Origin of the sequence: Micromonospora sp. A200 (assembly GCF_029893845.1) — a bacterium.
Lineage (GTDB): Bacteria > Actinomycetota > Actinomycetes > Mycobacteriales > Micromonosporaceae > Micromonospora > Micromonospora purpureochromogenes.
Map to the genome: position 1 here is coordinate 63,412 of NZ_JARXXY010000006.1, position 12,618 is coordinate 76,029.

The 12,618-nt window shown below is 74.6% G+C and carries 9 protein-coding genes; 7 read left to right on the forward strand and 2 right to left on the reverse strand.

Features of this window, described 5'->3' with window-relative positions; all coding sequences use genetic code 11:
• Positions 1-7 precede the first annotated feature (7 nt).
• From M2302_RS08145 to M2302_RS08165, 5 genes are read left to right on the forward strand one after another with little or no spacing between them, the layout of a single operon-like run.
• The gene (locus M2302_RS08145; RefSeq protein ID WP_280837305.1) at positions 8-3,505 is read left to right on the forward strand and encodes an ATP-binding protein; all 3,498 of its coding nucleotides are present in this window, start codon (positions 8-10) and stop codon (positions 3,503-3,505) included.
• 1 nt (position 3,506) lies between these two features.
• Complete coding sequence (locus M2302_RS08150; RefSeq protein WP_280837306.1) at positions 3,507-5,456, forward strand: MFS transporter; 1,950 nt, start codon at positions 3,507-3,509, stop codon at positions 5,454-5,456.
• Complete coding sequence (locus tag M2302_RS08155; RefSeq protein WP_280837307.1) at positions 5,453-6,010, forward strand: hypothetical protein; 558 nt, start codon at positions 5,453-5,455, stop codon at positions 6,008-6,010. Before M2302_RS08150 ends, M2302_RS08155 begins: the two co-directional genes overlap by 4 nt.
• A complete protein-coding gene (locus tag M2302_RS08160; RefSeq protein ID WP_280837308.1) occupies positions 6,007-7,206 on the forward strand; it encodes a M23 family metallopeptidase in 1,200 nt (399 codons plus the stop codon). Before M2302_RS08155 ends, M2302_RS08160 begins: the two co-directional genes overlap by 4 nt.
• Positions 7,203-7,805, forward strand: coding sequence for a hypothetical protein (locus M2302_RS08165; protein WP_280837309.1), 603 nt, complete (start codon positions 7,203-7,205; stop codon positions 7,803-7,805). The genes M2302_RS08160 and M2302_RS08165 overlap by 4 nt, the downstream gene beginning before the upstream one ends.
• A 6-nt stretch (positions 7,806-7,811) precedes the next feature.
• On the opposite strand, the gene M2302_RS08170 is transcribed toward M2302_RS08165, so the two are convergent.
• A complete protein-coding gene (locus tag M2302_RS08170) occupies positions 7,812-8,375 on the reverse strand; it encodes a hypothetical protein (protein WP_280837425.1) in 564 nt (187 codons plus the stop codon).
• 202 nt (positions 8,376-8,577) lie between these two features.
• On the opposite strand from M2302_RS08170, the gene M2302_RS08175 reads away from it, so the two are divergent.
• Both M2302_RS08175 and M2302_RS08180 read left to right on the forward strand, forming a co-directional pair.
• Entirely contained in the window at positions 8,578-11,145 is a 2,568-nt protein-coding gene (locus M2302_RS08175) for an FtsK/SpoIIIE domain-containing protein (RefSeq protein WP_280837310.1), read from the forward strand.
• A gap of 71 nt (positions 11,146-11,216) precedes the next feature.
• Positions 11,217-11,876, forward strand: a complete 660-nt coding sequence (locus tag M2302_RS08180; protein ID WP_280837426.1) for a hypothetical protein — start codon at positions 11,217-11,219, stop codon at positions 11,874-11,876.
• A gap of 59 nt (positions 11,877-11,935) precedes the next feature.
• On the opposite strand, the gene folE is transcribed toward M2302_RS08180, so the two are convergent.
• A complete protein-coding gene (gene folE / locus M2302_RS08185) occupies positions 11,936-12,601 on the reverse strand; it encodes a GTP cyclohydrolase I FolE (RefSeq protein WP_210774414.1) in 666 nt (221 codons plus the stop codon).
• Positions 12,602-12,618: the final 17 nt, after the last annotated feature.

The window sequence follows — 12,618 nt, forward strand, 5'->3', positions numbered from 1 at the left end:
CGGTCGCATGAGTCGCTCTTCCACGCCGGGTTTCCCGGCCGGACGGCACAGCGCCCCGCACGGTAACCGTGCGCGGTCGCTCGACTACCCGGAGGAGGAGATCCAGGACGAGCAGCCGTCCGACCCGGCCCTGGTGACCGGTCCCGGGCAGGGTGGCGTCGGCGTCTTCCAGCCGCCGCGGCCGACGAACGGCCGGGGCGTACCGCCGGTCGAGCCGGGCCCGCCGATGCTCGTCGGCGACGGCACCGACATCGACTCCCCGTTCCTCGACCTCTTCGGCGGCCCCGGCGCGCCCTCGCGCCCCGGCCCGCCGCCCCCGGTGTCGTCCCCGCGCCGCGGCCGGGAGCACCCGCCGATCCCGCACCAGCCGGCGGCGCCCCCGGCCTCGGCCCCGCCGCAGCCCGCCATCGCGCCGGCGGCGCCGGCGGCGATCGAGGCACCGGCCGCCGACCGCCCCACCCGCACCCGCGTCCCGCACCAGCCCGGCGACCGCCTGCCCGTGCTGCGCCCGCCAGCGGAGGCCGAGCCGGTCGCGGACCGACCGGTGGAGACCCCGGCGCCGCGCCTGCCGCGTGCGCTGCCCGCCGAGCCGCTGACCGCGCGCGAGGCCACTGAACGCAGCCGGCGGGAGGCCGTCGAACGGGCCCGGCGGGAGGCCGCCGCGCGGGCCCGCCGGGAGACCGTCGCACCGGTCCGTCCCGAGCCGACCGAGCCGGAGTGGCCTGAGCCGGAGGAACTGCCCCGGTCGGCGCCCGCCGGGTCGTCGCAACGCGAGGTCGAGGAGCCGGCCCGGCACGCGATCGCCGAACCGGGCCGGCGCGAGCTGGCCGAGCCCGGGCCGCAGGAGCCGACGGAACGGACGTCCCGGGAGCTGGCGCCGCCGCGCCAGCGCGCGGCCAGCCGGCGCACCCCCGCCAAGCCCGTCCGGGTACGCCCTCCGAAGATCAAGTTCGGTGACCGGGACCCGTCGATCGACCTGGCGATCACCGAGATCGCCGGCCACCTGACCTTCACCCCCAACACCGTCACCGCCTGGTACTGGCTGCCCGAGGTGCGCTGGGCGTTCCGCCCGGACGCCGAACGGGAGGCGCTGCTCTCGGCGATCTCGGAGCAGTACGCCGGCCTGGCCGGGTTCCGGCTGCACCTGCGCCGCACCACCCGCCCCTTCCCGGCCGACGAGTGGGCCCGCACCATCGACGCGCACACGGCCGCGCCGCTGCCCGACGTCCCCGGCACGCCCGGCTGGGCCGACCACCTGGTCGCCGCCCAGCGGCACCTGATGTCGGTCAACCACGCCGAGGGGCAGACCTACCTCGGCGTCACCTTCGCCCGGCGCTCGCTCGGCGACTCGCTCACCGAACGGCTGCTGCGCACCTTCGGCCGGGGCACCGCCGACGGCGAGCGCCGCAGGCTCGGCCGCACCGTCGAGCAGTTCGACGAGGTGCTGGGCGCGTTCGGCATGCGCGGCCGCCGGGTGACCGCGCAGGAGCTGGAATGGCTGCTCTACCGCTCGGTCGCGCTCTGCATGGCGCCCCCCGGCACGCTCTCCCCGGTGACCAACGGCCGGTGGGAGCGGGGTGACCTGCTCGCCCTCACCGAGCAGGTCGAGCGCTACCGCACCCCGTACGGCTCCACCGTGAAGCTGGTCAACCGGATGACCGGCGAGGAGCGGCACGTCGCCGTGCTCGCCGTCGGCCGGATGGAGCCGCTGGAGATCCCCGAGCGGCACGAGCCCTGGCTGCACTTCCACGAGCGGCTGCCCTGGCCGATGGAGATCTCCACCCGGGTCGACATCCTCGGCTCCGGCGACTCCTTCCGTAACCTCGAGCACCGGCTGCGGATGATCCGCTCGCAGCAGCTCGACTACGCCGAGCACGGCATCGACGCCCCGCCCGAGCTGGAGCGACTGGCCAAGCGGGCGCTGGTGATCGGCGACGAGATGACCACCGGCCTGCCGGTGGACTCGGCCCGCGCGCACGGCTGGCACCGGATCGCCGTCGGCGGCCGGACCAGGGAGGAGTGCCTGGAACGGGCCCGCCGGCTCATCCAGCTCTACTCCCGCGAGCTGCGCATCTCCCTGCAACACCCGAAGAACCAGGACTGGCTGGCCCGCGAGTTCATCCCCGGCGAGCCGATCGCCAACACCGGCTACGTCCGGCGGATGCCGGTCAACCTGCTCGCCGCCGCGCTGCCGCAGGCCGCCTCCACCGTCGGCGACCGCCGGGGCGACCTGATCGGGCGTACCGCCGGCACCTGCCGCCGCCCGGTCTTCCTCGACCTGCACTTCCCGATGGAGGTCCGGGAACGCTCCGGCCTGGCGGTCTTCGTCGCCGAACCCGGTGGTGGCAAGTCGACCCTGCTCGGCGCCCTCGGCTACCTCGCCGCGCGGCGCGGGGTGCAGGTGACCCTGCTGGACCCGTCCGGCCCGCTGGCCCGGCTCTGCGCGATGCCGGAGCTGCGACCGTACGCACGGGTGCTCAACCTGACCGGGTCGGAGCACGGGACGCTGGCCCCGTACTCGCTCATCCCCACCCCGCTGCGCAGCGAGTTCGGCAGTGGCGCGACGGGCGACCGGGAGTTCGAGATCGCGGTCTCCAACGCCCGGGCCGAGCGCCGGATGCTCGTGCAGGACATCTGCATGATGCTGGTGCCGCCGCAGGTGGCCCGCGAGGCGTCCACCGCGACCCTGTTCCGGCACGCCGTACGCCAGGTGCCGGCGGAGGAGACCTCCACGCTGGACGACGTGGTCGCCTGCCTGCAGGGGATGGACGACGACGCCGGCCGGGAGCTGGCCAACCTGCTGCTCGACACCGCCGAGATGCCGCTGGCGATGCTCTTCTTCGGCCGCCCGCCGGAGGGGCTGCTCGGCGCCGACGCGGCGCTCACCGTGATCACCATGGCCGGCCTCCGGCTCCCCGACCTCAAGATCGAGCGGGAGTACTGGTCCGCCGAGGAGGCGCTGGCCCTGCCGATGCTGCACACCGCGCACCGGCTCGCGGTGCGCCGCTGCTACGGCGGGTCGATGTCGTCGCGCAAGCTGGTCGGCCTGGACGAGGCGCACTTCATGGAGGGCTGGCGCTCCGGCCGGTCGTTCCTGGTCCGGCTGGCCCGGGACTCCCGCAAGTGGAACCTCGCCGCCCTGGTCGCCTCGCAGAACCCGAAGGACATCCTCGGCCTCGACGTGCAGAACCTCGTCTCCACCGTCTTCGTCGGGCGGATCGCCGAGGACGCCGAGATCGCCTCCGAGGCGCTGCGGCTGCTCCGGGTGCCGGTCGACGACGGGTACGAGGCCACCCTCGCCTCGCTCTCGGCCGTGGACGCCACCTCGGCGGACCGGCTCGGTTTCCGCGAGTTCGTGATGCGCGACGTGGACGGCCGGGTGCAGAAGGTCCGGGTCGACGTGTCGTACGTCGAAGGGCTGCTGGCGCACCTGGACACCACCCCCGCCGGGGTCGCCCAGGTGGCCGGGCAACTGCCGACCGTCCTGGCTGACCTGGAGGCGTGACATGGCGAGGGCCCGGGCACGGATCGCGGCGCTCCTCCTCGCGATCGGCGTACTCGCCGGTGCCACGATCGCCTGGCCGGTGGTCGGGGCGACACCGGCCTCGGCGGCCCCGCCGGTGGCGGCCCAGGCGGCAGCGGAGCTGTGCAGCACCAAGGAGTGGCAGGCCGACTTCCGCGCCTGCGTCGCCAAGCTGCAGCAGGTCAGCGAGGACCAGGTGAAGTGCCGCAACGCGCCGGTGCCGACCACCCCGGATTCGGGGCTCGCAGGCTGGTTCGCCTCCCGGCCCGACTCCTCCAAGCTTGGCGGCCCGAAGGGCCTCTACAGCGACTACGGCTACGCCGGCTACAGCTTCAACACCTACGACCTGGACGAGGGATGCGCATCGTCGGTGCTCCATCCCGACTACAAGTTCACGACGACGGTCGCCAACGGCGAGTTCATGTTCGCCACGGCCATCATCGGTGCCTCGAACGCCCTGCGGGAGCGGGCGTGGGACCCGCGCTCGATGTGGGGCTGGGCCGACCCGTTGGTGGAGAAGTCGACCAAGGCCGTCTACCAGAAGGTGTTCAGCGTCTTCGGCATCGTCACGCTCTGCGTGGTGGGTCTCTACCTGCTCTGGCGTTCCCGCCAGTCGGACATGAGCAACGCGATGACCACGGCCGGGTGGGCTCTGCTGGTGATGGTCGCGGTGACCGCCCTGGCCGCCTGGCCCGTCAAGTCCGCCAACATCGCCGACGGCACGCTCATCACCTCCCTCGGCGTCGTCCACGACGCGGTGGGGCCCGCGTCCCGTGACACACCGCCAGGGCAGTGCGACGACCCGAACCCGGAGGCGTGCAAGGACAACCGACCGCCCGCCGTCCGGGCAAGCGACACCGCAACCGAGTCGATGCTCTACCGCAATTGGCTGCGGGGCGTGCTCGGGTCGGCGGACAGCGAGACCGCCAAGAAGTACGGCCCCGCGCTCTACGACGCCAAGTCGCTCTCCTGGGAGGAGGCGGAGAAGCTCCGGCAGAACCCCGCCACCCGGACGGCGACCATCAACGCCAAGCAGCAGCAGTGGGCCCGGGTCGCCGCTCAGATCAAGTCCGAGGACCCAGAGGCGTACGAGTACCTCAAGGGCACCCGGGACATGGACCGGATCGGGTCCGGCTTCATCGCTGTGCTGGCCGCGCTGCTCTTCGCGATGTTCGACCTGACCGCGTCGCTGCTGGTGCTGCTCGGCTTCCTGATCTTCCGCTGGGCGGTCATCGCGGCACCGATCCTGGGCACGGTCGGCCTGTTGAGACCGGCCAGCGCCGGACTGCGGCGACTGGGCAACGCGGTCGTCGCGGCGGTGTTCAACATCGCCATCTTCGGCACCGGGGCCGCCATCTACCTCTTCGCGGTGGACCTGATCATGAGCACCCCCACCCTGGCCGGCTGGCTGCAGGTGGTGCTGGTCTGGCTCTGCGGCGTGGTCGGCTGGCTGCTGCTGCGCCCGTACCGGCGGATCACCCAGCTCGGCGGCAAGGACAGCAGCGAGGCGGTCAGCTCGGCCGGCTCCTGGCACCGTCGCTTCTTCCGCGACATGCGCGTCGCCGCCCGGCTCGACGTGGTGGAGCCGGGGGGCACGGCCGAACCGGCCGTCGCCCGGCGGCGCGGCCTGGCGCTGGAACCGTCGAGCCTGCGCCCGGAGGCCCGGCGGGAGGATCCGTCGCACTCCTCCACCACGCTGCGGGACCGGCCGGACGGTCGGGAGCGCGCGGACGAGACGGATCCGCCGGAGGTGCGCTCCGGCGACGGCGCGCGGACCACCGCGCCGCGTCCCCGCCGTCGGCAGCCGGCGAGCTGGACGGAGCCGGACGTGCCCGAGGAATCGCCGTCCTTCGTGGTGTACCGACCCGACTCGGCCGAGCGCCCCCCGGCCAGCAGCAAGCCCAGCCCTCGGGTGCGCTCCGAGGCACGGTGACGGCGATGCGACGGGCGATCGAGTTCCTGGTGACCCGGGTCCTGCGGTCCCGGATCGGTATCGCGCTCGCGATCGCCGTGCTGGTCTTCGCGGTGATCGGGACCGCCCGCCTGGTGACCGGTCCCGTCGACCCGGCCATCGGACTCAGCAACCGCCCACGCGAGCCCATCACCACCGTGGACCCGGCGGAGGGCGACGACGGCGTCATCGCCACGCCGGTGCCGGCGTCCCCCAGCACGCGTCCCGGTGAGATGACCCCTCAGCAGACCGCGGAGCGGTTCACCAAGGCGTGGCTCGGTGGACCGGCCGTCACGGCGGAGAAATGGCACTCGGACCTGCGCCCGCTGTCCACGGCGGGGCTGACCGAGAAGCTCGCGGGCGCCGACCCGGCGGGGGTGCCGGCGGAGAAGGTGACCGGGGAGCTGGTTCTCCGGCCGCGCACGGAGGCCTTCGCGGAGGTGCTGGTCCCGTTGGAGACCGGGCGGCTCCGGCTGGAGTTGGTGGCGCCGGACGGGCGCTGGTTGGTGGACGCCGTGGACTGGGAGCGGGAATGACTGCCGAGCTGCCGGGGGTGGGCCAGCCGCCCCGTCGCCGACTTCGGGTCGGCGCCGTGGTCACCGCGCTGACCGCCACCTTCACCCTGCTCTGCTGCGGCGGCGGCACGGCCGCGTTCTTCCTCACCAACCTCGGCGGCGAGGAGCAGAGCATGGTCTCCACGGAACAGACGTGCGGCGAGGACCACCGGGTCGACGTCACCGGCAGGATGCCGCGCATGTCCGACTACGGCGACAGCCAACTGCGCAACGCCGCCGTCATCATCAAGGTCGGGCAGGAGATGAAGGTGCCACCCCGCGGCTGGGTGATCGCGGTGGCGACCGCGATGCAGGAGTCGGCCCTACGCAACCTGGCGAACAGCACCGTCGCCGGATCCCGCGACATCCCCAACGAGGGGGTCGGGCGCGACCACGACTCGGTCGGCCTGTTCCAGCAGCGGGCCGGGTGGGGCAGCGTCGCGCAGCGGATGAGCCCGGACTACTCCGCCCGCAAGTTCTACGAGAAGCTGCTCAAGGTCGACGGTTGGGAGCGGCTCCCGCTGACCCTCGCCGCCCAGCGGGTCCAGATCAGCGCCTACCCGGACGCGTACGCCAAGCACGAGGACACCGCCGGCCGGATCGTGAACGCGCTGGCCCAGGGTGCCGCCCGGACGGTGCAGATCGCCGACAAGACCGTCTGCGACCGGGCCTCCGCCAAGACGATCGCCGCCTCCGGCTGGACGTCACCGATCCCCGGCAGAGTGGGCTCGGGATTCCGGACCGCGAGCCGCCCGCAGCACAACGGGGTGGACATCGGCGCGCCGAAGGGGACCACGCCGATCCACGCGGCGGCCACCGGGCGGGTGCTGGTGGCGCGCTGCGACCCCGACCACCGGGGCCGGCTCGACTGCGACGTCGACGGCTACCCCGGCAAGGGCGGCTGCGGTTGGTTCGTCGACATCCTGCACGCCGGCGGGTACATCTCCCGCTACTGCCACATGGTGGAGAAGCCGCTGGTCGTTCCCGGTCAGGAGGTGCGGGCCGGTGAGATCATCGGACGGGTGGGCAGCAGCGGCAACTCCTCCGGCCCACACCTGCACTTCGAGGTGCACCGGGACGGTGACCGCAGCTCCCTCGGGGCGATCGACCCGGTGCCGTTCATGCTGCAGCGGGGAGCGCCCCTCAACGGGTCGAGCACGAGGCAAGCGGCACGATGAGCGGTCCGCTGCCGGATCCCTTCGCCGGCCAGCCCGACTGGGCGCCACTGAACCCCCGGCCGGTCGAGATCGTGCCCGCCGCCGGGCGGGTCGAGCTGCGCGGCCGGCGGGTCCTGGTCGGGCTGCCGGGCCTGGGCTGGCGGGGTGACCTACGGGCCGACGAACGGGTGGTGCAGGGCAGCCGCACCTACGTGCCGGTGATCCCCGAGCACGAGTGGTACCGGGCCGAGTCCGACCAGGTCGAGGTGTTCGCGCCGTTGATCCCGGTGGAGCGGGTCTGGGTCGAGACGCTCGGCGAGCGCCCGTCGCCGGGAGCGGCCGCCCGCGAGCAGGGCATCCGGCTGGTCTCGTTGGACGAGCCGGCCAACCGGATACCGACGCCGGTCTTCGAGGCCGACACGGTCAGCGGCCGGCGGGTGGTGCACGTCGAGGATTCGGTCGAGCACCGGGATCTGCGCGCGGTCACCGAGACCTACTCCGGCGCCGACGGCGACATCTGCGTCCGGGTCACCCCGGAACTGGAGTGGTACCGGTGGGCCTGGCGCGGGCAGCCACCGACCACCCTGGAGGTTCCGGTGCACCTCTTGTGGATCGAGTGAAGGAGGTCAGGCAACCTTTCGAGCGCTGCAGACCCGCCAACCGTCCTTGATGTTCACCACCTCGAAGGTCCAGTCCTCCCGCCGGCTGCTGCGTTGTTGTCCGTCCGAGGACCCGGCGATGGTCAGGGTGGTGCTGACCGACTCGCCGTCGGCCGACTTCGCCCGGACGAGCGGCCCCCAGCTCACCCGGACCACGACATTGAAGGTGGCCTCGCGCTGTTCCGCCTCGTTCCGCAGGGCCGTGACCGCATCGAGGTCGGCATTCCCTTCACAGACGAGCAGGCTGGCCCGCGCGTCGTTTCGGTTGACCAGATATTCGCGCAGGTAGTTGTCCACCACCACGTCCGGGGCGCTGCGGTCCGGGGTCGCGGCCCGGTCGTACAGCACGTAGCCGATCACCGCGCCGCTCACGCAGAGCAGCGCCAGCACCCCCGCGACCACGGTGAGGACGGTGCGGGTCCGGCGGGGCTGCTGCTGTGGCGCCGGCGGGGCGGCCGGGGGCGCCAACTGGTCCGGCGGGGTCCGCTGCGCCGGTACGCGGGAGACCTGGGAACCGGCGGGGGGCTGCACTGATTCCACCCCCTGAGGCTATCGGCTGAGCGCCCCGCACCCAATGCCCCAGATCCTGCAGATCGTGACAGGACGAACCCGTGACGTGAGAGTTCGCCGCGCTTTGCGACAAGACGGTCCCGCACCGCCGCGCTTCCCAGGTGAGCGGTCGGACCTGGGATACCGTCGGGGCTCGGGGAGGTTTCCAACCTCGGAAAGAGGGGTGGACACGGTGGCCGGTCCGAAGTCGCGGACGAACCGTGCCGCCGCCCTGCACCGGCGGGCCGCCGCCACCGCCGTAGCCGCCGCCGGCGTGCTCGACGAGACCCGCCCGGCCCCCGCCGACCAGCGCCGGCAGTACGAGCTGGCCGACCGGCTGCGGACCGCGGCGGCGGTGCTCGCGCCGGGCTGGGCCGGTACCTCGCTGGACACCCTGCCGCCGGACACCCCGGCCGGCGAGGAGAACCCGCCGTTCGTCCGGGTCGGCACCGCGGCCCCGCTGGACGACGCCCGCTTCCCCGCGCTGGTGCCGCTGCTCGGCGCCGGCCACCTGACGCTCGACGTCGACGCCCGGGAGCCCCGGGCGGTCGGCCTGCTCCGGGCCGTACTGCTGCGGCTGCTGGCCGCGACGCCGGCCGGCTGCCTGCTGGTACGCGCGGTGGACGGCGCGAGCGCGGGCGACACCTTCGCGTCCTTCGCGCCGCTGGCCGACGCGGGTCTGCTGCCGCCGCCGGCGGTGGACGTGGCCGGCCTGCGGGCGGTGCTGACCGAGGCCGAGCAGTGGGTCTCCCCGGGCACCGGCCGGCCCCGCCGGCACGACCGGACGCTGCTGCTGGTGATCGCCGGGCTGCCGGAGCTGACCGGGCCGAGCGACCTGGCCCGGATCGAGGCGCTGGCCGCCCAGGGCCGCCCCGCCGGCCTGCACCTGGTGGTCGCGGGCTGGCCCCCACCCGGCCCGTACGCGGCCCGCCCGCCGCTGCCGGAGGCCACCCGGCTGGAGCTGCGGACCGCGTACGCGCTGCTCGGCGATCCACCCGGCAGCCCGTTCGGCGGGCCGGGCGGCGACGGGCCGGCCGGCCTGAACTCTCCGGTCTTCGTGGACGAGGACCCGGGGCCGGACCTGATCGGGCAGGTCTGCCGGCGGTTGGCGGCGCAGGTGGAGGAAGGTTCCCGGCTCTGCCTGGCCGAGCTGCTGCCGCCGCCGGAGGAGCCGCTCTGGCAGGCCGGCTCGACCGACGGGCTCTCCACCACGGTGGGCGACGCGAACGGGCGGCCGGTGACCGTCGGCTTCACCGAGCTGACGCCGCACTGGCTGGTCAGCGGTCGCTCCGACGCCGGCCGGTCGGCGTTCCTCACCAACGCGCTGCTCGGCCTCGCCGCGCGGTACGGCCCGGACGAGCTGGTGCTGCACCTGGTGGACCTCGGCGACGGCGAGTCCTTCGTGGAGTTCCTGCAGACCGAGCGGGACCGCTCGTGGGTGCCGCAGGTCCGGGCCGCCGCGATGGCCGCCGACCCGGAGTACGTGCGGGACCTGTTCGACCAGTTGGCGGCGGAGACCCGCCGGCGGGAGGAGACGGGTGCCCGGGCCGGCGGGCAGCGCTACGCACAGCTGCGGGAGCATCAGTCGCTGCCCCGGATCGTCTGTGTGATCGACAACTTCCCGCTGCTGCTGGCGACCCGGGATCCGGTCGCCGCCGACGTGCTCGCCCGGCTGGACGGCCTGGCCCGCGCCGGGCGCGCGTACGGCATCCACCTGGTGCTGGCCGGCGCGGGTGACCTGGGCATCGGGGCGGGGCCGGCGCCGCGCGACTCGGTGCTGGGCCAGTTCCCGGTGCGGGTGGCGCTCTCCGGTGGTGGCGCGGTGCTCGCGCCCACCAACGACGCGGCGGCGGGCCTGGCGGTGGGCAGCGCGGTGGTCAACACCGCGGGCGGGCTGGGCGGACCGCGCGGCGCCACCCGGGGTCACGAGCGGCTGGTCCGCTTCCCCGACCCGCACGACGCCCCGGAAACGATCGAGCGGCTCCGGCACCGGCTCTTCGAGGCCCGCCCGGAGGGGACCATCCCGCCGGTGGTCTTCGCGGGCTGGGCCCGGCCGCTGCTGCGCAACGACCCCCGGCTGCGGGCCGCCCTGGCCGGCCGGGCCGGTGGGCCGGCCGCTCTGCTCGGCCGGGCGGTGGACGTGGCCCGGACGACGGTCGCCGTCCCGCTCGGCCCGGTGGCCGGCCGCAACCTCGCGGTCCTCGGGGCGGGTACGGGAGCGGCCGGGCTGCTGGCGAACGCCGCCCGGAGCACCGCTGCCCACCATCCGCCGGGTGCCGCCCGGTTCGTGCTCGCGCCGCTGGCCGAGGGCTCCGCCGCGCTGGCGGCCGGGTTGGCGACCGAGCTGGCGCAGCGGCAGCGGGTGGAGACGGTCGACGCGGCGGGCCTGCTCGCGGCGATGGACGGCGACGGGCCGTCGTACCTGGTGGTGTTCGGGGTGGACCTGGCGACAGCGGAGGAGTTGCCGGTGGAGCGGTTGCGCACGCTGCTGCGCGAGGGCCCGCCGACCGGTATCCACCTGCTGGGCTGGTGGCGGACGGTGCCGCCGTTCGCGGCGCTGCTGGAGCCGGACGGCGAGGTCGACAAGCTGGCCGCGGTCGCCGCGGTGGACGTGCCGGGGGCGATGCTCGGCGCGGTGTTCGGGCGACCGGTGGAGTGGCGGCCCCGCCCCGGCAGGGTGGTGCTCTGGGACGGTCCGGGTGAGCGGGGCACGGTGCTGGTGCCCTTCGCCGACGAGGAGGAGCGGGCGTGAGCAGGCGCGACGAGCGGGCCGGCGCGGTGGGCGTCGACGAGGCGTCCCCGGCGGCGCCGGTCCGGCAGCGGATCGGGAACGAGCCGGTCGGCGCGGTGGCCGCCGCCTGGACGGACTACCTGTCCGCCGCGCGGCAGTTGGACGGGGTACGCCGCGCCGCCGCCACCGCCGCCGCCGAGCAGGCCCGGGCGGTGGAGGCGGCCCGCGAGGAGCTGGCCGGGCTGCACGCCCGGCTGGCGCCGCAGCAGGCCGGGCTGCGGGAGCTGGGCGTACCGGCGATCACGCTGACCCCGACGCCGCCGGAGCTGACCGAGGCGGCCCGGTCGATGGTCGGCGGTCCGGCCGCCGTGCTGGCGGCGTTGCGGGTGGCCCGCGGCTGGGCGGACGCGGCCGACGCGACGCTGGCCGCGCGGGGTCCGCTGCGACCGGCGGCCTGGCCGCCCCGGGCGCGCAACCTGCTGGTGTACGGCCCGCTGGCGCTGCTGGTGCCGATGGTCCAGCTGATCGTCCTCGCGGTCGCCGGGGCGGGCGCGGCGAGCCTGGTGGCGCTGATCGTCGGGCTACCGATGCCGGCGGTCGCGTTCGGGGCGGGCTGGGTGGCGGTGGGTCGGCTCTTCCCGCCGCGCCCGAGCGAGCGGTTGGACCGGACGCCCCGGCTGGGGGCGCTGACCTGCCTGGTCCCAGCGGTGGTGACGGCGAGCGTGATCATGCTGACGCTGCTGGCCGGCTGAGACGCGACGGCCGCCCCGCCCCCACAAGGGGGCGACGCGGCCGGTCGGGATGCTACGGGTCAGCGCGGAATGATCAGGGCCATCGCCTCGGCCCGCGACTTCGCGTCGTGCTGGAGGGTGCCCCGCACCGCGGAGGTGATGGTCTTGGCGCCACTCTTCTGGATGCCGCGCATCGCCATGCACATGTGCTCGCACTCGAGCACCACGACGACGCCGCGCGGTGCCAGCTTGCTCATCAGCAGGTCGGCGATCTGCGAGGTGAGCCGCTCCTGGACCTGCGGACGGCGGGCGAAGACCTCGACCAGCCGGGCCAGCTTGGACAGGCCGGTGATCCGGCCGTCCGGCCCGGGGATGTAGCCGATGTGCGCGCTGCCCCGGAACGGCAGCAGGTGGTGCTCGCAGAGGCTCATCACGTCGATGTCCCGGACGAGCACCAGCTCCTGGTGGTTGGCCTCGAAGGTGGTGCTGAGCACCTGGGCCGGGTCGACCCGGAGGCCGGCGAAGAGTTCCGCGTACGCCCGGGCCACCCGGGCCGGAGTCTGCTGGAGTCCGTCCCGGTCGGGGTCCTCTCCGACCGCGATGAGGATCTCGCGGACGGCCTTCTCGATCCGGGCGAGGTCCATGGTGTCCTCGATCGGACGGCCGGTCAGCTTGCCGCTGATCAGCCGGGCCGCGACGTAGTCCAGGGCCTCGTCGCCGTCGGGCTCGGTCGACGAGGCGGCCAGCCCCGAGTTCTCGGGGC